Annotated in this window: 22 protein-coding genes; 14 read left to right on the top strand and 8 right to left on the bottom strand. The window is 69.7% G+C overall.

The window, feature by feature from the left end:
- Window positions 1-26 precede the first annotated feature (26 nt).
- Window positions 27-1,673 (top strand): phospho-sugar mutase, encoded by a 1,647-nt coding sequence (locus tag FXO23_RS39410; RefSeq protein WP_246258292.1) that lies wholly within the window; start codon window positions 27-29, stop codon window positions 1,671-1,673.
- Here FXO23_RS39410 and FXO23_RS39405 read toward each other — a convergent pair.
- Window positions 1,662-2,579, bottom strand: a complete 918-nt coding sequence (locus FXO23_RS39405; RefSeq protein WP_158892008.1) for an oxygenase MpaB family protein — start codon at window positions 2,577-2,579, stop codon at window positions 1,662-1,664. The genes FXO23_RS39410 and FXO23_RS39405 overlap by 12 nt on opposite strands.
- 205 nt (window positions 2,580-2,784) lie before the next feature.
- Here FXO23_RS39405 and FXO23_RS39400 point away from each other — a divergent pair, with 205 nt between their 5' ends.
- From FXO23_RS39400 to hisS, 6 genes are all read left to right on the top strand, one after another.
- Complete coding sequence (locus FXO23_RS39400) at window positions 2,785-3,645, top strand: hypothetical protein (RefSeq protein ID WP_158892007.1); 861 nt, start codon at window positions 2,785-2,787, stop codon at window positions 3,643-3,645.
- Window positions 3,646-3,856: 211 nt separating this feature from the next.
- Window positions 3,857-4,033: a hypothetical protein gene (locus FXO23_RS39395; RefSeq protein ID WP_158892006.1), complete on the top strand. Its 177-nt coding sequence runs from the start codon at window positions 3,857-3,859 to the stop codon at window positions 4,031-4,033.
- Between the two features lie 94 nt (window positions 4,034-4,127).
- Window positions 4,128-4,583, top strand: coding sequence for a flavodoxin family protein (locus FXO23_RS39390; RefSeq protein WP_158892005.1), 456 nt, complete (start codon window positions 4,128-4,130; stop codon window positions 4,581-4,583).
- Window positions 4,584-4,675: 92 nt separating this feature from the next.
- A complete protein-coding gene (locus tag FXO23_RS39385) occupies window positions 4,676-5,416 on the top strand; it encodes a D-Ala-D-Ala carboxypeptidase family metallohydrolase (RefSeq protein ID WP_158892004.1) in 741 nt (246 codons plus the stop codon).
- A gap of 74 nt (window positions 5,417-5,490) precedes the next feature.
- Complete coding sequence (locus tag FXO23_RS39380; RefSeq protein ID WP_158892002.1) at window positions 5,491-5,889, top strand: hypothetical protein; 399 nt, start codon at window positions 5,491-5,493, stop codon at window positions 5,887-5,889.
- A gap of 24 nt (window positions 5,890-5,913) precedes the next feature.
- Window positions 5,914-7,209, top strand: coding sequence for a histidine--tRNA ligase (hisS, locus tag FXO23_RS39375; protein ID WP_158892000.1), 1,296 nt, complete (start codon window positions 5,914-5,916; stop codon window positions 7,207-7,209).
- Here the strand turns inward: hisS and FXO23_RS39370 are convergent.
- The 5 genes from FXO23_RS39370 to FXO23_RS39350 form a co-directional block, all read right to left on the bottom strand.
- Window positions 7,206-7,403, bottom strand: a complete 198-nt coding sequence (locus FXO23_RS39370; protein WP_158891998.1) for a DUF397 domain-containing protein — start codon at window positions 7,401-7,403, stop codon at window positions 7,206-7,208. The genes hisS and FXO23_RS39370 overlap by 4 nt on opposite strands.
- A 19-nt stretch (window positions 7,404-7,422) precedes the next feature.
- Window positions 7,423-8,304, bottom strand: a complete 882-nt coding sequence (locus FXO23_RS39365; RefSeq protein ID WP_281356707.1) for a helix-turn-helix domain-containing protein — start codon at window positions 8,302-8,304, stop codon at window positions 7,423-7,425.
- An 81-nt stretch (window positions 8,305-8,385) separates the two neighbouring features.
- Entirely contained in the window at window positions 8,386-9,387 is a 1,002-nt protein-coding gene (locus tag FXO23_RS39360) for an aldo/keto reductase (protein WP_158891994.1), read from the bottom strand.
- Between the two features lie 32 nt (window positions 9,388-9,419).
- Complete coding sequence (locus FXO23_RS39355) at window positions 9,420-10,400, bottom strand: aldo/keto reductase (RefSeq protein ID WP_179957006.1); 981 nt, start codon at window positions 10,398-10,400, stop codon at window positions 9,420-9,422.
- Window positions 10,397-10,795, bottom strand: a complete 399-nt coding sequence (locus tag FXO23_RS39350) for a MerR family transcriptional regulator (protein ID WP_158892063.1) — start codon at window positions 10,793-10,795, stop codon at window positions 10,397-10,399. Before FXO23_RS39350 ends, FXO23_RS39355 begins: the two co-directional genes overlap by 4 nt.
- Before the next feature lie 95 nt (window positions 10,796-10,890).
- Here FXO23_RS39350 and FXO23_RS39345 point away from each other — a divergent pair, with 95 nt between their 5' ends.
- The 3 genes from FXO23_RS39345 (at window position 10,891) to FXO23_RS39335 (ending at window position 13,542) form a co-directional block, all read left to right on the top strand.
- Complete coding sequence (locus tag FXO23_RS39345; protein ID WP_158891992.1) at window positions 10,891-11,481, top strand: TetR/AcrR family transcriptional regulator; 591 nt, start codon at window positions 10,891-10,893, stop codon at window positions 11,479-11,481.
- 22 nt (window positions 11,482-11,503) lie between these two features.
- Complete coding sequence (locus tag FXO23_RS39340; RefSeq protein ID WP_158891990.1) at window positions 11,504-12,457, top strand: hypothetical protein; 954 nt, start codon at window positions 11,504-11,506, stop codon at window positions 12,455-12,457.
- Between the two features lie 89 nt (window positions 12,458-12,546).
- A complete protein-coding gene (locus FXO23_RS39335) occupies window positions 12,547-13,542 on the top strand; it encodes a hypothetical protein (protein ID WP_246258290.1) in 996 nt (331 codons plus the stop codon).
- A 66-nt stretch (window positions 13,543-13,608) separates the two neighbouring features.
- Here the strand turns inward: FXO23_RS39335 and upp are convergent, their stop codons facing one another.
- The gene (gene upp, locus FXO23_RS39330) at window positions 13,609-14,232 is read right to left on the bottom strand and encodes a uracil phosphoribosyltransferase (RefSeq protein ID WP_158891988.1); all 624 of its coding nucleotides are present in this window, start codon (window positions 14,230-14,232) and stop codon (window positions 13,609-13,611) included.
- A 78-nt stretch (window positions 14,233-14,310) separates the two neighbouring features.
- Here upp and FXO23_RS39325 point away from each other — a divergent pair, with 78 nt between their 5' ends.
- The 4 genes from FXO23_RS39325 to FXO23_RS39310 are packed head-to-tail and all read left to right on the top strand — an operon-like array spanning window position 14,311 to window position 18,223.
- Entirely contained in the window at window positions 14,311-14,919 is a 609-nt protein-coding gene (locus FXO23_RS39325) for a DUF1707 SHOCT-like domain-containing protein (RefSeq protein ID WP_158892059.1), read from the top strand.
- Window positions 14,920-14,946: 27 nt separating this feature from the next.
- Window positions 14,947-15,924 carry a deoxyribose-phosphate aldolase gene (gene deoC / locus FXO23_RS39320; RefSeq protein WP_158891986.1) on the top strand — a complete coding sequence of 326 codons (978 nt, stop codon included), beginning with the start codon at window positions 14,947-14,949 and terminating at the stop codon, window positions 15,922-15,924.
- On the top strand, window positions 15,925-17,358 hold the full coding sequence (locus tag FXO23_RS39315; RefSeq protein WP_158891984.1) for an aldehyde dehydrogenase family protein: 1,434 nt from the start codon (window positions 15,925-15,927) through the stop codon (window positions 17,356-17,358).
- Window positions 17,351-18,223, top strand: a complete 873-nt coding sequence (locus FXO23_RS39310) for an aldehyde dehydrogenase family protein (protein WP_158891982.1) — start codon at window positions 17,351-17,353, stop codon at window positions 18,221-18,223. Before FXO23_RS39315 ends, FXO23_RS39310 begins: the two co-directional genes overlap by 8 nt.
- A gap of 70 nt (window positions 18,224-18,293) precedes the next feature.
- Here FXO23_RS39310 and FXO23_RS39305 read toward each other — a convergent pair whose 3' ends face one another.
- Window positions 18,294-18,962, bottom strand: a complete 669-nt coding sequence (locus tag FXO23_RS39305; RefSeq protein WP_158891980.1) for a TetR/AcrR family transcriptional regulator — start codon at window positions 18,960-18,962, stop codon at window positions 18,294-18,296.
- Window positions 18,963-19,071 lie beyond the last annotated feature (109 nt).

Raw genomic sequence — 19,071 nt, 5'->3', positions numbered from 1 at the left:
ACCGCTCCGCCGCGTAAGGTGGCCGGGTGACCGAGCGCATACACCTCACGCCCGACCTAAGGGACAAAGCGTTCCGCTGGATCGCCGACGACGTCGAACCGGAAACGCGCACCGAACTGCAGGAGGTGCTCGCCCAGGCGATGGGCGGCGACGCGGACGCGGTCGCCGAACTCGCCGACCGGATGGCCGGGCCACTGGAATTCGGCACCGCGGGCCTGCGCGGACCGGTGCGCGCCGGTCCGAACGGGATGAACACCGCGGTCGTCGTCCGGACCACCGCGGGGGTCGCGTCCTGGCTCGCCGCGCACGGGAAGTCGGGCGGCACGGTCGTGCTCGGCCGGGACGCCCGGCACGGTTCGGACCGGTTCGCCACCGCCGCGGCCGAGGTGCTCACCGCGGCCGGATTCGACGCGCGCGTGCTGCCGCATCCGTTGCCCACACCGGTCCTCGCGTTCGCCGTCGGGCACCTCGGCGCGGTGGCGGGCATCCAGATCACCGCGTCGCACAATCCGCCCGCCGACAACGGTTACAAGCTCTACGACCACACCGGCGCCCAGATCGTCCCGCCCTCGGACGGCGAGATCGAGGCGGCCATCGAGGCGGCGCCCGGCGCGGTGAGCGTGCCGCGGGCCCCGGGGGCGACGGTGCTCGGCGACGACCTGCTCGACGCCTATCTCGATCGGGTGGCCGCGCTGCCGCGGGGCGAGGCGCGCAGGCTGCGGGTGGCGGCGACCGCGCTGCACGGCGTCGGGGCCGGGGTGCTCGGCTCCGCGCTCGAACGCGCCGGTTTCACCGATCTGCACCTGGTCGAGGAACAGTCGGCGCCGGATCCGGACTTCCCGACCGTCTCGTTCCCGAACCCCGAGGAGCCCGGCGCGACCGATCTGCTGCTCGCACTCGCCGAACGCACCGGCGCCGATCTCGCGATCGCACTGGATCCGGACGCGGACCGCTGCGCGCTCGGCGTGCGCCAGCGGGACGGTTCCTGGCGGATGCTGCGCGGCGACGAGACCGGCGTCCTGCTCGGGTACTACATCTTGTCCACTGAGGACACTCTGGATTCGTTGGTGGCCACCACGATCGTCTCCTCGTCCATGCTGGGCAAGATCGCCGAGGCGGAGGACGCGCGGTATCGCGAGACGCTCACCGGGTTCAAATGGCTGGCCCGCGCGGGCGAGGGGCTGGTGTACGCCTACGAGGAGGCGCTCGGCCTGTGCGTGAACCCGGATTTCGTGCGCGACAAGGACGGCATCGCGGCGGCCGTGCTGGCGTGCGATCTCGGGGCCAAGCTCAGGGCGCAGCCGCGGAGCATGCTCGATCTGCTCGACGAGCTGTCCGCGCTGTACGGGGTGCACCTCACCGATCAGGTTTCCTTGCGCGTCACCGATCTGAGCGTGCGCGGGAAGATCATGGCGCGGCTGCGCGCCGACCCGCCCGCGACATTGGCCGGAGTCGAGGTCGTGCTCGAAGACCTGCTGCCGGAGGCGGACGTGCTCCGGCTGCGCGGCGAGAGGATGCGCGTGGTGGTGCGCCCGTCCGGGACCGAGCCGAAGCTCAAGGCGTACCTGGAAGTCGCCGAACCGGTCGGCGATCTGACGCCCGCGCGGGAGTCGGCCCGGCAACGCATGGCCGCCCTCCGCGCGGACGTCGAACGGTTGCTCTCAGACGAATGAGGTGAGCGCCCGGCGCTTGATCGCCGCCACCGACCGGGCGTGCCGCCGCGCGTGCACGGCGAGTGGCAGGTAACGCAGGCGTTCGGGCAGCCGCCGGTGAATCGGCCGGATGATCGCGAACAGCGCGCGCAGCCGGATTTCGTCGGCCCGGCTCCAGGGTTGTTCCAGGATCGCACGGACCTCGGGCGGCATGGTGCCCACCGTGGCGAGCTTCGCGGCCCGCCCGGCCACCCGGCCCACGATCGTCCACAGTGGATGCAGCAGCTTCGGCACGCCGGGTGGCGGGGGCGGGCCGACGATCAGCTCGTTGATCAGGTAGTCGGCGATCGGGTGCTTCTCCAGTTTGGTGGCCACCATTTCGCGGTAGTACGCCCAGTACGCCTCCCGGTTCGGCGGCAGCTGCTTCGGCGGGACCCGCAGGATGCGGCCGAGCTGGAGGGTTTCCTGGTAGAGCCGCTCCTCTTCGTCCTCGGTCAGCTTCCGGCCGAAGAAGAGCGGGTAGGAGGTGACGGCCCAGGCGAACACCGTCCCGTGCACCCAGCCGTAGGCCTCGGGGTTCAACGCGCTGTACCGGCGGCCGTGCTCGTCCACGCCCTTGATCGGTTTGTGCAGTTCCCGCAGGCGGTTTCCCTCTTCGATCGCGGCCGGCCCGCCGTAGACCCAGAGCGCGATCGAGTCCAGCGATCGGATGCCCCGGCCGTACGGATCGGTGCGGAACACCGAGTACCGATCCACCGCGGCACCGATGGCCGGGTGCATCGTCTGCATGATCAGCGCGGCCGCGATGGTGGACACGACCAGCGTGTTCCCCGCGAATTCGGCGGTGATCGAGTCCGGCGCGAGCAGTTCCGGCGCGGGCTGCTCGGCGTGCCGGAAGGACGGCGCGACCTCGGCTTCCGCGGTCATGAGCACCTCCATGCTGATAGAAAGATTTACGTAATCTATCACTCCCTCGCAAGGGAGGGGAAGAGTGCGCGCCAGGTAACGAAAGACTTCACCTCAGGTCACAGAATCGTGTGCTCTCCCCGGCCGCCCGTTAACGCGGTTTCCCGGCATACGACACCAAGCACAGGGTGGTCCACCGACAGACCCCGGCGAGGCTTGGAGCTGCATGGAACTCATCTTTCTCCAGTACCGTGAACAACTGCGGCTCCCCCGGCTCCACCTGCACCGGCTGGCCGCGCTCGGCGGGGTGATCATTCCGGAGTACTCGACCGCGAGCCTGGCCATCCTGCTCGGCAAGATCCGCGCGGATTTCGGCCTGCCCGCCGACGAGGAACTCACCTGGCGCCCGCGGCTCGGTTCGGCCCTGGCCGCGCTGGGACCGGAGCTGTTCGAACTCCGGCGCCGCATGCTCGCCGAAGCCAAGGCGTGCGGCATTCGCTCGGTGGTCGTCATCCGCGACGTCGGCCCCAATCAGTCCAAACAGGACATAGCAGCCGAGTCGCTCAAACTGTTCTACGACCGGGTGATCCTGCACCTGCGCGCCAAGGCCGCGATGAGCCCGGGCGGCTGCCGCGGCCTGATCTGCGCGGGCCGCCCGACGTCCGAAAAGGACGGTCACTGGCTCGCCGCGAGCCTCGACCTGACCCGGTTCGGCCAGGACTACGTGCGACCCGATCTCATCGCGCTCCCCATCGTGACCGCGCCCTCGGCGCAGCTGCCCCAGCTCCAGCTCGCCGATCTGGTGGTTTCGGCGACCACCGCCGCGGTGGCCGGTTACGCCTCCGGCCAGCACCTGGTGCCGTACCTGCACGACCTGATGGTCACCGACGCGTGCGGAAAACGCGCCGGATTCGGCATCGTGCTCCGCCCGCAACGGCTCAACAACCTGTACTTGCGCGTGTTTTCCGAATCGCGGTGCGTCGCGCACGGCGGCCTGGAAGTCCCGTTGCCGTCCCGCGGCCTCAGCACCACCGACCACTGGCCCTACGCCACCGACGACGGCCTCGACCCCCGCCTCCGCCTGTGACACCTACCGAAATGGGCAACTCGGTAGACCGAAACGCGGGACTCGCACGCCCGGAACGGGGAACTCGCGCCACCAACCGCGGGTTCCCCGTTCCGGAACCCAGCCCCCAATCCGGACAAACCTGGTAACCTGAGCCCGTTCTAGGCCCACGGATCTGACTGCACCCCGCGAGGGGGTGGGAGCAGTTGGTCGCGTGACGGAGGTCCGGAACATGCTCAAGTTAATAGAGGCGGCCCCGGTCCTCACGATCGTGGTCGCGGCGGTGTCCATGCTCTTCCGGCTCATCGCGCTGAAGATGGTCCTGAAAGGGGCCCGCCCAGCCGATCGGCCGGAGATCATCCGGGCACTCGCGGAGTTCTTCCGCCTCCTCCCGAGGCGGCGGAAATGACTCCGGCGGCCCCGCGAGCGCAGGTTCCCCCTGCGTTGGCGGGGCCGTTCGCGTTGAGCTTGCGGAACATCACGTGGCCCGGCACAGTCGGCCCGTGGCCACCTTGTTGATCGTGCATCACACGCCCTCGCCGTCCACGCAGGCCATGTTCGAGGCCGTGCTCTCCGGGGCGACCACCGACGAGATCGAAGGCGTCGACGTCCTTCGCCAACCCGCGCTCGCGGCCACCGCCACCGACGTCCTCGAAGCCGACGGCTACCTGCTCGGCACCCCGGCCAACCTCGGCTACATGTCCGGCGCCCTCAAGCACTTCTTCGACCAGATCTACTACCCGTGCCTGGACGCGACGCGGGGGCGGCCGTTCGGGTTCTACGTGCACGGCAACAGCGACGTCTCCGGCACCGTGCGCGGCATCGAATCGATCACCACCGGGCTGGGCTGGGAGCAGGCGGCCGCGCCGGTCACGGTCACCGGCGACCCGGGCAAGGACGACCTTGCCGCGCTCTGGGAACTCGGCGCCACCGTGGCGGCCGGGCTGATGGAAACCTGACGTTTTCCCAAACCGTCCCGGGGGCGTTGCCAAGCCGTCGCACCACCGGTGAGCATCTGGTCGGACATCCACGTTAGCGACGGGAGCTGACCATGCACGGCCGCCGCACTTTCCTCCGCACCGCCGCGATGCTGCCGGTCGCCGCCGGGCTCGGCCTGCTCGGCGCCGGGACCGCGCACGCCTACAACTGGACGCGCCCCCTGCGCAGCGGCGACAGCGGCGACGACGTGCGGGAACTGCAGATCCGGGTCGCCGGATGGGCCGCGGACTCGCCGAGCAAGACCAACGTCGCGGTCGACGGGAAGTTCGGCCCGGGCACCGAGGCCGCGGTGAAGCGGTTCCAGCGCGCCTACGGGCTGACCGCGGACGGCGTGGCGGCCGCGACCACGCACGCGAAGCTCAACGCGCTCGAATCTGCCGACGGATCCACCGCGCACTTCGAGTTCGCCGAATTCCACTCCAAGGACGGTTCCGGGTTCTCCGGCGGGAAGGTCGGCGCGGCGACGGTCAAGGAGAACGTGCGGCGGCTGATGTACAAGCTCGAGGCGGTCCGCGTGAAGATCGGCAACAAGCCGATGAACATCAACTCGGGCTTCCGGTCGATCGCCCACAACTCCAGCGTCGGCGGCGCCCCCAACAGCCAGCACCTCTACGGCATCGCCGCGGACTTCGCTTCCTCCGGGGTGGCCACGCGCACGCTGTACGTGGCCGCCGAATCCTCCGGCTTCTCCGGGCTGGAGCGGTACACCGTCAGCTGGCAGCACGCCGACAGCCGGGTCGAATACCCCTACGGCGCCCAGACCTGGTGGTGGGAGAGCGGCGTCGTGACCTGATCCGCCCCCGGTTTGAAGACACTGTTTTAAAACAGTGTTATGGTTGCGTGGTCACCGCGGAAGGAGATCCCGAAATGACCACGCCACAAGGCCCCGTCCAGCTGTTCGCCGTGATCGCGCTGGTCTCGCTGCCGACCGTCATGTACGGCGGCTACGCGCTGCTCGGCCTGCTGCGCGAGCGGCAGCTCACCGAAGCCCAGCGCGGCCACTTCCGTGCTGGGCACGCGCACGCCGGGGTGCTGCTCGTGCTCGCCCTGGCCGCGCTGCAGTTCCTCGGCTCCGGCGGGCTCGGCGACACCGCGCGCTGGGTCGCCTGCTTCCTGCTGCTGTTCGGCATTCTCGCCCAATCCGGTGGTTTCTTCCTGAACCTGATCCCCGGGAAGGGCCGGATCGGCCACTCGGTCACCACCGGCGGCGCGATCCTGCTGGCCGGGGCGATCCTGATGACCGCCTACGGGGTCGCGATCGCGTAGGCGCCGGTCGTTACAGTTGTCGTCGTGCCTGAGTATCTGCCGACCGCGCCCTACCGGGGGACCCGGGATTTCCTGCCGCCCGAGATGTCCGTCCGGACCCAGGTCTTCGGCACGCTCTACGAGGTCCTCGAACGGCGTGGCTTCCTGCGGTACGACGGGCCGATCCTGGAATCCGCCGAGATCTACGAGGCCAAGTCCGGCGAGGAGATCGCCGACCAGCAGCTCTACACGCTGACCGACCGCGGCGGGCGGCGGCTCGCCCTGCGGCCGGAGATGACCCCGTCGGTGGCCCGGATGATCGCCGGGAACGCGGGCTCCCTGCAGTTCCCGGTGCGCTGGTACAGCCACCCGAACTGCCACCGCTACGAGCGCCCGCAGCGCGGCCGGGTGCGCGAGCACTGGCAGATCAACGCGGACATCTTCGGTTCGGACAGCGTCAACTGCGAGATCGAGATCTTCGAGCTGATCCACGACCTGCTCGGCTCGGTCGGCGCGACCGAGGACATGTTCGTGGTCCGCGCCAACGACCGGAACCTGCTCACCTCCGCCCTCACCGATCTGGTCGGCGTCACCGAGGAGCAGCTGCCGAAGGTCTTCGCGCTGGTCGACCGCTGGGAGAAGTACGACCGCGACAAGCTCGCCGCCGACGCCGAGGAGGCGGGCCTGAGCGAGAAGCAGTTCGGCAAGCTCACCGAGACGCTCGGCGCGGGCCGCGCCCTGCTCGACGAACTGCCCGAGCCGGTCAAGGCCGAGTCGAACCTGGTCAAGGTGCTGGGCAGCAGCGCGGCCGGGCTGGTGCGCTACGACCCGCTGATCGTGCGCGGCCTGGCCTACTACACCTCGACCGTGTTCGAGGTCTTCGACACCTCACCGGAGAACAACCGCGCGCTGTTCGGCGGCGGCACCTACAGCGACCTCGCCGGGCTGTTCACCGCGCAGCGGATCCCGGGCATCGGGTTCGGCATGGGCGACGTGACGCTGTTCGACTTCATGGGCACGCACGGCCTGCTGCCCGCGCCGCGCAGCGAGTACGACGTCGAGGTGATCCCGGTGGTGCCGGAACTGTTCGACGCGGCCCGGTCGGTCGCGAACCGGCTGCGCGCGGCGGGCCTGCGCACCACCACGCCGATCGAGCACCGCAAGCTGGGCAAGGAAATCGCCCGCGCCGACAAGGCGGGCGCGCGGGCCGTGGTCATCGTCGGCCAGGAGGACTGGGACGCCGGGAACGTCACCGTCCGCAGCCTCGCCGACCGGGAACAGCGCCAGGTCACCCTGGGCGAGGCCCCCGCCGCCGTCGCGAACGTACTCGCGGACAGCTAGCGCACTTTTCCGAGAAAGTGCCGCCAGGTGGTGGCCGGGAGGACGAGCGCACCGCCCTCGGGCCGCTTGGAATCCCGCACGGCGACCACGGGCCCGACGAAGGCGACCTCGACGCAGGCTTTCTTGTCGTCGACGGTGCTGGACCGGCTGCTCTTGCGCCATACCGCTGCGGACAGATTGACGGCTGCTGGCATGGCCGCTCCCTTCAGAGCCCTAGAGTTCGGCGATCACCTCCTCGACCGGCCGGATCGACTCCTCCGGCGTCAAGGCCATCGCGCACAGCTGTTCGAACACCACTCTAGCCTTGTTCACCCGATCGGGTTCGTCGATGCGCGCCGAGCCGCCCAAGTAGTCCACGTACTGCACGTCGACCTCGTCCGGTTCGGGGAAGCTCAGGATCGTGAAGGCGCTGTCCATGGAGGCGTGCGCGCCAAGATGCGCCGGAAGCACCTGCAGCGTGACTGTCGGCAGGCTGGCCATCGTGACGAGCCGTCGCAACTGCTCCCGCATCACCTCGCGCCCACCGACCATCCGGCGCAGTGCCGATTCGTCGATCACCGCGTGCAATTGCAGCGGATTCTCCTTGTCGGTCAGGCGCTCCTGGCGAATCTTTCGCACAGTGACCACGTCATCGACTGGTGTCTTGGTCGAAGCCGTCTGCGAGGCGGCGAAGTGGGCGCGGACATACTCCTCGGTTTGCAGCAGCCCGGGAATGGTGACCAGTTCGAAGAAAGCGGCGTGGCTGGCCGCCGCCTCGTCTTCAACGTAGAAGGGTTCGGTGGAGGGGCCGAAGTAGCGGTACCACCAGCCTCTCTTCTTGGCCTCGCGGGACAGGTCGATCAGGCTGTCGTCGCGCTCGTCGTAGATGTCCATCATGCTGCGGATCAGGTGGACATCCGCCCGGGTCAGGCCGACCTCGATGCGGTGCAGGCTGCTGCGGGTCTTGTCCAGGTCGGCGGCGGCCTGGGCCAGGGTCATTCCGGCACGCTCGCGCATCTCGCGGAGCTTGCGCCCCAAGCGGCGCTTGTGCCGATTGGTATTACTCTGTCCGGACAACGCGGGACCTCTCTGTGCAGCGTTGTCCCATTGTTTCACCCGACCCCGACAAAACCGGGATTCCCAACCCGGACCCCAAAACCCGAAAGTGCGTGCACTTTCGGGTTCGGGGTCCGGCGACTAGCGGCCGAGGAGTTTCAGGGCCTCTTCGGGGTAGCGCTCCCCGGCGACCGCGTCCGCGGGGATCGCCGTCTCGATCGCGTCGGTGTCCTCAGTGGACAGTGACAGCGTCGCGGCGGCGACGTTCTCCTCCAGGTACCTGCGCCGCTTGGTGCCCGGGATCGGCACCACGTCCTCGCCCCGGTGCTGCACCCACGCCAGCGCGAGTTGACCAGCCGTCACGCCCCGCTCCGCGGCCAGGGCGCGCAACGCCTCGACGATCGCCAGGTTCCGTTCCAGGTTGCCGTCGGCCATCCGCGGCTGGGCCTGCTGCCGGAAGTCCCCCTCGGCGAAGTCCGCCTTCGAGGTGAACCGCCCGGTGAGGAAACCGCGCCCGAGCGGCGAATACGGCACGATCCCGATGCCCAGTTCGCGGCAGGTCGGCACCACCTCGTCCTCGATGTCCCGGGACCACAGCGACCATTCGGTCTGCACCGCGGCGATCGGGTGCACCGCGTGCGCCCGGCGGATCGTCTCCGCGCCCGCCTCGGACAGGCCCAGGTACCGGACCTTGCCCTGCGCCACCAGTTCGGCCATCGCGCCGACGGTCTCCTCGATCGGCGTGTCCGGGTCGACCCGGTGCTGGTAGTACAGGTCGATGTGGTCCACGCCCAGCCGCCGCAGCGACGCCTCCGCCGAGGACCGCACGTACTCGGCGTCGCCGCGGACACCGCGCTTGGCCGGGTCGTTCTCGTCCCGCACGATGCCGAACTTGGTGGCCAGCACCACCTGGTCGCGCCGGTCGGCGATCGCGCGGCCGACGAGTTCCTCGTTGCGGCCCATGCCGTACATGTCCGCGGTGTCGAGCAGGGTCACGCCGAGTTCGAGCGCGCGGTGGATGGTGGCGATCGACTCGGTGTCGTCGCCCTCGCCGTAGAACTCGCTCATGCCCATGCAGCCGAGGCCCTGCGCGCTGACCCGCAGTCCGCCCAGATTCCGGGCAGGCAGATTCGACTCACTCATATTCAGTTCTCCCCTGCTGTTTCGGTGTTGATTCACTTACCGGCGGCGCGGGCCAGGCCCTCCGGGTAACGTTCCCCGGCGATCGCCTCGGCGGGCGCCGCGTTCTCGATCGCGGCGATGTCCTCAGTGGACAGTGAAAGGTTCGCGGCGGCGACGTTCTCCTCCAGGTACCTGCGCCGCTTGGTGCCCGGGATCGGCACCACGTCCTCGCCCCGGTGCTGCACCCACGCCAGCGCGAGCTGACCAGCGGTCACGCCCTTCTCGTCGGCCAGCGCGCGCAGCGCCTCGACGATCGCCAGGTTGCGCTTCAGGTTCTCCTCGGCGAACCGGGGCAGGCCGCGGCGCATATCGTCCTCGGGCAGTTCCTCGACCGAGGTGATGTTGCCGGTCAGGAAGCCCCGCCCGAGCGGCGAGAACGGCACGATCCCGATGCCCAGCTCCCGGCAGGTGTCGAGGATCTCGCCCTCGATCCCGCGGGTCCACAGCGACCATTCGCTCTGCAGCGCGGAAATCGGGTGCACGGCGTGTGCCCGGCGGATGGTCGCCGCGCTCGCCTCGGAGATGCCGAGGTGCCTTACCTTGCCCTCGGCCACCAGTTCGGCCAGCGCGCCCCAGGTCTCCTCGACCGGGGTGTCCGGGTCGACCCGGTGCTGGTAGTACAGGTCGATGTGGTCCACGCCCAGCCGCTGCAGCGAATCCTCGCAGCACTGCCGCACGTAGGCCGCGTCCCCGCGGGCGCCCATCTGGCCGTCGTTCCACACGATGCCGAACTTCGTGGCCAGCACCACCTGGTCGCGCTTGCCCTTGATCGCCCGGCCGACCAGTTCCTCGTTGACGCCGTCGGCGTACACGTTCGAGGTGTCCAGCAGGGTCACGCCGAGTTCGAGCGCACGGTGAATGGTGGCGACCGACTCGGCGTCGTTGTCCCGGTCGCCGTACGCCGCGCTCATGCCCATGCAGCCGAGCCCCTGCGCGCCGACCTCCAGCCCGCCGAGTCGTCTGGCCTTGATCACGCGGAAACCTCCTGGATCTCGCCCTGCGGGGCCATGCCCCGGCTCAGGCATTCGTAGTTGTTGATCTTGTAGTCGAGTACGTCCATACAGGACTGCAGTTCGGCGATCCGGGCCGCCACCGATCGGCGCTGTTCCAGCAGGATCGCCTTGCGCCGCCCGACACTCGCGTTGCCGTGGTGCCGCAGGGAGGCGTATTCGCGCATCATGCGGATGGGCATACCGGTGGTGCGCAGCTTGGTGAGGAACTCCAGCCACCGCAGGTCGTTGTCGGAGTAGGCCCGTCGGCCCGCACTGTCCCGGGCGGGCGGGTCCAGCAGTTTGATGCGTTCGTAGTACCGGAGGGTGTCGATCGACAGCCCGCTACGTCGCGCGGCTTCCGCTATCGAGTAGCTCATGTCCAAGGACAGTACGACCTGGAGCGCACTCCAGGTCAAATCGTTCATGCGCGCTCCCGGCGGGTTTGATAACAGCGTTGCGTTACACTCCGTGCATGCCACGTCCCAGAACGCACGACGAAGCCCTGCGGCTGCGCCTGCTCGACCGGGCCGGTGAACTCCTGTCCGCGGAGGGGCCGAAGGCGCTGAGCCTGCGCCGGCTCGCGGCCGATGTGGACACTTCCACCACCGCGGTCTACTCGCTGTTCGGCGGGAAACCCGAACTGGTGAGCGCGCTCTACGTGGAGGGTTTCCGGCGGTTCGAGGCCCGGATGGCCGGGGCGGCGCGCACCGGCGAGCCGATCGAGGACCTGATCGCGCTCGGGCTCGCCTACCGGGCGAGCGCGCTGGCCGATCCGCACCTGTACTCGATCATGTTCACCAAGGCGGTGCCCGGATTCGAGCCGAACGAAGACGCCGATCGCCTGGCCCGGGCCACCCTCAAGCCGCTGGAGGAGACCGTGCGCGCCGGGATCGCGGCGGGTGTGTTCGCCGACGTGGCGCCGGACCTGATCACGGTCAGCGCGTGGGGCATCGTGCACGGGCTGGTCTCCCTGGAACTCAACGGCAACCTGCCGGAAGAATTCGACGTCGGCGCCGCCTACGAATCGGCGTTACGCGCCCACGCTCGCGGCTGGCGGCGTTAATCTCCTTCTCGGGAGGGGTTCCATGACACGCTTGCTGCTCGTTCCGCTGCTCGCCGCGCTCCTCGCGGCCGGGGCGCCCGCGTCGGCGACCCCGGCGGCGTCGGCGCCCGGCGGGTCCAACTACAACTTCTACGGCCTGAACGGCTGCGACCGCGAGCCGTTCGGTGTGATCAACCGGTTCGACCGGGGCCGGGACACGATCACCGGGCAGCTCGGCGCGATGCGGCGGGCCGGTCAGCAGCGGTTGCGGATCGGCGTCTTCCACCACCGCGGCCCGGACACCGGCACCGTGATGGACTCGACCGGCGGCGACCTCAGCCCGGCGAACCGGCGCAACCTCGCCGATCTGCTCGCCGCGGTCAAGGCGGCCGGATTCGCCGAGGTCGAGGTCGCCTTCCACCCGATCGGCGACAGCGCCCCGTACAACTGGGCGGCGTTCGACGAGGGCCGGTACCAGGAGAACTGGAACCTGATCCACCACCTGCGCCCGATCATCGCCGGTGCCGGGATCCCGTACCGGATCGACCTGATGAACGAGGGCGCGCCCGCGCCGAACCAGCCCGCGCTGCGCGACTACGCGAAACGGCTGTGGACCGACTACACCCATACGCACGGCAAGGCGGACACCGTCGGCTTCTCGGTGATCGGCGACCCGGCGCGGATCGGCCAGCTCCCCGCGGTGTACGGCGACAACCAGCCGTACGTCTTCGACCTGCACTTCTACGAGGCCGAGTACGCCGCGTTCGTCGCCGCGCACGACGCGATGAACCAGCTCGGGTACCACCAGGGCTGGATCCTCGGCGAGGCCTACTACAACGACGCCGTCGCGGCCGTCGACCTGCGCCGGGCGAGCAACGCGACCGGGCGCCAGGTGCACTACCTCACCCAGTGGCCGCTCACCCGGGCCCGAACCTGCCCGGACGTCGACGTGGCCCCGCCCGCCGACTTCGGCGCCTACACCGCCCAGGGGTTCTGACCGGGGCGTCGCCGGTGCCATGAGGGGACCCCTCCGGACAAATTTCGTCAGGAGGGGTCCCCTCATGACAAGGATCGGGCCATTTTGTCGTGCCCGCAGAACATCATGGCAGCGTGAATATTCCAACACTTACCGCAACCGAACCGTACCTTCGAAGCCATAGCAGGCACGGCGTGATCACCGCCGAACTGCTCGATCAACTCGGCATACCGGAACGCACGACGTACCGAAGATGCCAGCCGGGTGGCCCCTGGACCCACCTACTTCCGGGCATCGTCCTGCTGGAGCGCGCGGCACCGACCGCACGGCAACGTGTGGAAGCAGCACGGCTGCACACCGACCTGCACGGAATCGTGACCGGGTTCGAAGCGGCCCGACGCTACGGACTGCAGGAGATACCGCCGGACAACAGCGTCCACCTCCTGGTACCGCACGAGCACCGGTTCTGCAGCGTGAAGTTCGCCGTGGTCGAACGCACTCGCTTCTTCCCCGAACCGGTGGTCGTCGACGGCGTTCCCATGGCGCCACCGGCCCGGGCGGTGCTGGACGGGCTTCGGCGAATTCGCCTTCTCGATCCGGTGCGCGCGCTTCTCATCGAAGCCGGGCAATCCGGGCTGTGCACCGCCGACGAACTGGCAGCCGAACTCGAAGCGGGTAGCCAGCGCGGCACCGCGCTGCCACGCGCCGTTCTTCGCGAACTGGCCACCGATGTCCGATCCGTCGCCGAAGCGGACAGCCTCGCCATCCTCCGGAAGTCCGGGTTACCACCGGCCGAACACAATGTGCGCCTGTACGACGCACAGGGCCGGTACATCGCGATGCCGGACACCTGGTGGGACGATATCGCGCTGGCCTGGGAAATCGACTCGGTGAGCATTCACCTGAAGAAGCCGAACTACGCCAAAACCCTCGCCCGTAACAGCCGATACGCCGCCGCCGGGATCCTGGTAGTCCAAACACTCCCCTCCCGGCTGCGCACCGACACCCAGCGAGTAATCGATGAGCTGAAAGCCGCCTACAAATCAGCAAAGGAACGTCCACGCCCCAAGATCACCGTCGCCCGGGGCTCCCACCCCGCCGCGTAGCCGAGCACATGTCATGAGGGGACCCCTCCAGACGAAATTTGTCTGGAGGGGTCCCCTCATGACACCTCAGCGGGCGCCGTACTGGCGGTCGCCCGCGTCGCCGAGGCCGGGGACGATGAAGCCCGAATCGTTGAGGCGCTCGTCCACGCTCGCGGTGACCACGCGCAGCGGCAGCCCGGACTCCTCCAGGTGCCGGATTCCCTCCGGCGCCGCGAGTGCGCAGATCGCGGTGACGTCGGTGGCGCCCCGCCCGGTGAGCAGCCGGATCGTGTACTCCATCGAGCCGCCGGTGGCCAGCATCGGATCGAGGACGAACACCGGCCGGTCGGCCAGGCTCTCCGGCAGCGACTCCATGTACGGCACCGGTTCCAGCGACTCCTCGTCGCGGGCCAGCCCGACGAACCCCATCCGCGCGTCCGGGATCAGCTTGTGCGCCTCGTCGGCCATGCCCAGCCCGGCCCGCAGCACCGGCACCAGCAGCGGCGGGTTCGCCAGCCGGTAACCGTCGGTGCGCGCGACCGGGGTGTGGATGCGCTCGACGGCCACCGGCGCCTCCCGGGTGGCCTCGTAGATCAGCATCACGGTCAGCTCGTGCAGCGCCGCCCGGAACGCCGCATTGTCGGTGCGGGCGTCCCGCATGGTGGACAACCTGGCCTTGGCCAGCGGGTGGTCGACGACGAGCACATCCATGAGGCATCACCGTAGCGGCCGCCATCCCGCTAGGCTCACGCCGTGACCGAACAGCCTGCGACCCCCGAGCGCCCGCCGATGCGGGCCTCCGACGCGGACCGCGAGCGGTTCGCGAAGATCCTGCACGACGCCATGGGTGAAGGCCGCATCACCATGGCCGAGCTCGAGGAGCGCCTGGACGCCGTCTACGCGGCGAAAACCCTGCCCGAGCTGGAGCCGATCGTCGCGGACCTGCCGGTCGCCTCGGCCGTGCAGCCCGCCGCGCCGCGGACCGTCGCGGCGCCGGAGAACCGGATCGGCGGCAACCCGGGCTCGACGACCTCGATCGCGGTCATGTCCGGGGCCGTCCGCAAGGGCGACTGGGTGGTGCCGCCGCAGCACAACAGCTTCGCGTTCTGGGGCGGCGTGGACATCGATCTGCGCAAGGCCCGGTTCGCCCAGAAGCGCAGCACGATCACCGCGGTGGCGATCATGGGAGGCATCGAGATCGTGGTGCCGGACGACGTCGTGGTGGACGTGACCGGCATCGGGATCATGGGCGACTTCAGCACCACCGACCGGGGCCCGACCCAGCCGCCCCCGCCGGACGCGCCGGTCGTGAAGATCAACGGCTTCGCGTTCTGGGGCGCGGTCGAAGTCATCCGCAAGCCGAGGAAGAACCCCAAGGAGATCGAACGGCCAAGCTGAGCGAGGCCGCCCTCTAGACTCGGCGGTATGACAGCTTCGTCGACGGCGACGGCCACCCCGTCGCCGCTGCCCGCCGCGTTGGCAGACGCCACCCGCGACGACGCGAGCCTGCGCCGCTTCCTGCACGGGTTGCCCGGCGTGGACCAGGTCGGGGTCGAACAGCGCGCCGCCGGGCTGGCCACCCGCAGCATCAAGAAGGCGGCCAAGCTCTGGGCGATCGACACCGCCATCTCCATGGTCGACCTGACCACCCTGGAGGGCGCCGACACCCACGGCAAGGTCCGCGCGCTGGCCGCCAAGGCGCGCCGCCCGGATCCGGAACGCCCGGACACCCCGCCGGTCGCCGCGGTCTGCGTGTACCCGGACCTGGTCGCCACCGCGGTCGAGGCGCTCACCGGCACCGGGATCGGGGTGGCGAGCGTGGCCACCGCGTTCCCGTCCGGCCGGTCCAGCCGGGAGGTGAAGCTCGCCGACGTCAAACTCGCCGTCGACGCGGGCGCCACCGAGGTGGACATGGTGATCGACCGGGGCGCGTTCCTGGAGGGCCGCTACGGGCGGGTGTTCGAGGAGATCCAGGCGATCAAGGCGGCCTGCGGGCCCGCGCACCTCAAGGTGATCCTGGAGACCGGCGAGCTGGCCACCTACGACAACGTGCGCCGGGCCTCCTGGCTCGCGCTGCTCGCGGGCGGCGACTTCATCAAGACCTCCACCGGCAAGGTGTCGCCCGCCGCGACGCTGCCGGTCACCCACGTGATGCTGCAGGCCGTGCACGACTGGCACGCCGCCACCGGCGAGCTGCGCGGGGTGAAGCCCGCGGGCGGGATCCGCGCCACCAAGGACGCGATCCGCTACCTCGTCGCGGTGCACGAGGTCGCCGGGGAGCAGTGGCTGACGCCGAAGCTGTTCCGCTTCGGCGCCTCCAGCCTGCTCAACGACCTGCTGCTGCAGCGCCGCACCCAGCTCGACGGCCACTACAGCGGCCCCGATTACGTCACGGTGGACTAGATGAGTGTCTGGGAATACGCGCCCGCCCCGGAATCGCGGGACATCGCGAATCTCAAGCCGAGTTACCGGCCGTTCGTGAACGGTGAGTTCACCGACGGCAACGGCGAACCGCTCAAATCGATCAACCCGGCCACCGAGGAGGTGCTGGCCGAGGTCGGCACCGCGTCACCGTCCGATGTGGACACCGCGGTCAAGGCCGCGCGCCGCGCCTACAGCCGCGTGTGGGGACCGATGCCGGGCGCCGAACGCGCCAAGTACCTGTTCCGGATCGCCCGGCTGATCCAGGAGCGCTCGCGCGAGCTGGCCGTGCTGGAGAGCCTGGACAACGGCAAGCCGATCAAGGAATCCCGCGACTCGGACGTGCCCACCGCGGCCGCGCACTTCTTCTACCACGCGGGCTGGGCGGACAAACTGGACTACGCGGGCCTCGGCCCGGATCCGAAACCGCTCGGCGTGGCCGGCCAGATCATCCCGTGGAACTTCCCGCTGCTGATGCTGGCCTGGAAGATCGCGCCCGCGCTGGCCACCGGCAACACCGTGGTGCTCAAACCCGCGGAGACCACCCCGCTGACCGCGCTGGTCTTCGCCGAGATCTGCCAGCAGGCCGAACTTCCCCCGGGGGTGGTGAACATCCTGCCCGGCGCGGGCGACATCGGCCGCGAGATCGTGGAGCACGCCGACATCGACAAGATCGCGTTCACCGGGTCCTCCGAGGTGGGCAAGCTGATCCAGCGGCAGGTGGCCGGGACGCGCAAGCGGCTGACCCTGGAACTGGGCGGCAAGGCGGCGAACGTGGTGTTCTCCGACGCTGCCCTGGACCAGGCCGTCGAAGGCATCGTGAACGGCATCTTCTTCAACCAGGGCCACGTCTGCTGCGCCGGTTCGCGCCTGCTCGCTCAGGAATCCATTGTGGACGAACTCCTGGAGAAGCTGCGGTACCGGGTGTCCACCATGCGGATCGGCGACCCGCTGGACAAGAACACCGACATCGGCGCGATCAACTCCCAGGAGCAGCTCACCAAGATCCGCGAGCTGGTCGAGTCCGGGGACAGCGAGGGCGCCCAGCGCTGGACCAGCCCGTGCCCGGTGCCCGATCGCGGTTTCTTCTTCGCCCCCACGGTGTTCTCGCACGTGGAGCAGTCGATGCGGATCGCCCGGGAGGAGATCTTCGGGCCCGTCCTGTCGGTCCTCACCTTCCGCACCCCGGCCGAGGCGGTGACCAAGGCGAACAACACGCCGTACGGGCTGTCCGCCGGGATCTGGACCGAGAAGGGCTCCCGGATCCTGTGGATGGCGAACCAGCTGCGCGCCGGCGTGGTCTGGGCCAACACCTTCAATCGTTTCGACCCGGCGGCCCCCTTCGGCGGCTACCGCGAATCGGGATTCGGCCGCGAGGGCGGCCGGACCGGGCTGGAGGCCTACCTCGATGCCTGAGAACACAAGGCTTTCGGTCGCCAAGACCTACAAGCTCTACGTCGGCGGCAAGTTCCCGCGTTCGGAATCCGGGCGGGTGTACCCGGTCACCGACGCCAAGGGGAAGTTCCTGGCCAACGCGGCGCACGCCTCCCGCAAGGACGTCCGGGACGCGGTGGTCGCCGCGCGCAAGGCGTTCGGCGGCTGGGCGGGCGCCACCGCGTACAACCGGGGGCAGGTGCTCTACCGGGTCGCCGAGATGCTGGAGGGCCGCCGCGAGCAGTTCGCCGCCGAAGTGGCCGCCTCGGAAGGGGTTCCGGCGAAGAAGGCACAGTCCCTTGTGGACACATCGATCGATCGCTGGGTCTGGTACGCGGGCTGGACCGACAAGCTCGCGAGCGTGCTCGGCGCGGCCAATCCGGTGGCCGGGCCGTACTTCTCGTTCACCGTGCCGGAGCCGACCGGGGTGGTGGCGATCCTCGCGCCGCAGCGGTCCTCGCTGCTCGGGCTGGTGAGCGTGCTCGCCCCGGTGCTGGCCACCGGCAGCACGGCCGTGGTGGTCAGCAGCGCCGATCGGCCGTTGCCCGCGATCACCCTGTCCGAGGTGCTGGCCACCTCCGACGTGCCCGGCGGCGTGGTCAACGTGCTCACCGGGCGGGCCACCGAACTGGGCCCGTGGCTGGCGGCGCACGGCGACGTCGACGCGCTCGACCCGACCGGCGCCGAGCTCGAGGCCCGCGCGGAGCTGGCCCGGGAGGCCGCGAACACGGTGAAACGCGTGCTGGCGGTGCCCGACGACGAACCGGACTGGACCCGGCGCCCGGACCTCTCCCGCCTGCGCCGGCACCTCGAGCCGAAGACCGTCTGGCACCCGCTCGGGGTCTAGCGCTCAGGGCACCGAGTGCCGGGGTCGTGAATGAACAGGCCGGTTAGCACCGGCCCAGCCACTCACGACCTCAGGGCTTCCGGCGCGACTGGAAGAGGTCGTCGCTGGTCAGCGCCCGCCCCGGAAGCGGACTGCCCGGGCGGGCGCGCAGCCCGTCGAGCATGAGCACCAGGCAGCGTTCCGGGGCCAGGCGCACGAACTCCTCGGAGGCGTCCTGCGGTTTGCGCAGCAGCAAGGACGAAGCCAGGATCGCCACGTCCCCGGTGCCCACGTCCTCGCGCATGGAGCCTTCCGCCTGCGCCGCCCGCACCAGCTCGTCCAGGACGTCCAGCAGATCCAGCCGGAGCCGGTTGATCTCCGGATCGTCGCGCAGGATCGCCTGCGCGCGGGCGGACAGCATGGCCAGCTGCACGCTCACCTGCAGCCGTTTGGTCTGCGAGAGCAACCGGACCAGCGCGTCCCAGCCGGACGATTCCTCCCGCTTCGCCAGGTGCGCCGCCTCGTTGAGGAAGCCGAAGGCGTCCTCCGCCACCGCCCGGATCAGCGCTTCGCGGTCGGGGAACCGGCGGTAGAGGGTGCCCACACCCACCCCGGCGGCCTTGGCGATCTCCTCCATCGGCGCCTCGGGACCGCGTTCGCCGAAGAGTTTGCGCGCCGCCTGCAGGATCTGGTCGCGGTTGCGGCGCGCGTCGGCCCGCAGGGGCGGCCTGCCCTCGCGCAACTCCGGATCCGCGGTCATGCGCTCGCCTTCCTCTCCGTGGGGCGGGGAGATTCTCGCACGAATCCCTCAAGCCGCCCTTGATCACTCGATTGCACGTGGACGGAATCCTTCCACTTAAGTACCGTGG

This window comes from Amycolatopsis anabasis, assembly GCF_009765355.1.
Classification (GTDB): Bacteria; Actinomycetota; Actinomycetes; order Mycobacteriales; family Pseudonocardiaceae; genus Amycolatopsis; species Amycolatopsis anabasis.
This window is presented reverse-complemented; position numbering and strand designations above follow the sequence as displayed.

Excerpts from the sequence above, each read along its gene's own strand:
- FXO23_RS39405 (WP_158892008.1), bottom strand. The coding sequence starts at position 2,579 with ATGACCGCGGAAGCCGAGGTCGCGCCGTCCTTCCGGCACGCCGAGCAG.
- FXO23_RS39400 (WP_158892007.1), top strand. The coding sequence starts at position 2,785 with ATGGAACTCATCTTTCTCCAGTACCGTGAACAACTGCGGCTCCCCCGG.
- FXO23_RS39395 (WP_158892006.1), top strand. The coding sequence starts at position 3,857 with ATGCTCAAGTTAATAGAGGCGGCCCCGGTCCTCACGATCGTGGTCGCG.
- FXO23_RS39385 (WP_158892004.1), top strand. The coding sequence starts at position 4,676 with ATGCACGGCCGCCGCACTTTCCTCCGCACCGCCGCGATGCTGCCGGTC.
- FXO23_RS39380 (WP_158892002.1), top strand. The coding sequence starts at position 5,491 with ATGACCACGCCACAAGGCCCCGTCCAGCTGTTCGCCGTGATCGCGCTG.
- FXO23_RS39370 (WP_158891998.1), bottom strand. The coding sequence starts at position 7,403 with ATGCCAGCAGCCGTCAATCTGTCCGCAGCGGTATGGCGCAAGAGCAGC.
- FXO23_RS39360 (WP_158891994.1), bottom strand. The coding sequence starts at position 9,387 with ATGAGTGAGTCGAATCTGCCTGCCCGGAATCTGGGCGGACTGCGGGTC.
- FXO23_RS39350 (WP_158892063.1), bottom strand. The coding sequence starts at position 10,795 with ATGAGCTACTCGATAGCGGAAGCCGCGCGACGTAGCGGGCTGTCGATC.
- FXO23_RS39345 (WP_158891992.1), top strand. The coding sequence starts at position 10,891 with ATGCCACGTCCCAGAACGCACGACGAAGCCCTGCGGCTGCGCCTGCTC.
- FXO23_RS39340 (WP_158891990.1), top strand. The coding sequence starts at position 11,504 with ATGACACGCTTGCTGCTCGTTCCGCTGCTCGCCGCGCTCCTCGCGGCC.
- upp (WP_158891988.1), bottom strand. The coding sequence starts at position 14,232 with ATGGATGTGCTCGTCGTCGACCACCCGCTGGCCAAGGCCAGGTTGTCC.
- FXO23_RS39325 (WP_158892059.1), top strand. The coding sequence starts at position 14,311 with ATGCGGGCCTCCGACGCGGACCGCGAGCGGTTCGCGAAGATCCTGCAC.
- deoC (WP_158891986.1), top strand. The coding sequence starts at position 14,947 with ATGACAGCTTCGTCGACGGCGACGGCCACCCCGTCGCCGCTGCCCGCC.
- FXO23_RS39315 (WP_158891984.1), top strand. The coding sequence starts at position 15,925 with ATGAGTGTCTGGGAATACGCGCCCGCCCCGGAATCGCGGGACATCGCG.
- FXO23_RS39310 (WP_158891982.1), top strand. The coding sequence starts at position 17,351 with ATGCCTGAGAACACAAGGCTTTCGGTCGCCAAGACCTACAAGCTCTAC.
- FXO23_RS39305 (WP_158891980.1), bottom strand. The coding sequence starts at position 18,962 with ATGACCGCGGATCCGGAGTTGCGCGAGGGCAGGCCGCCCCTGCGGGCC.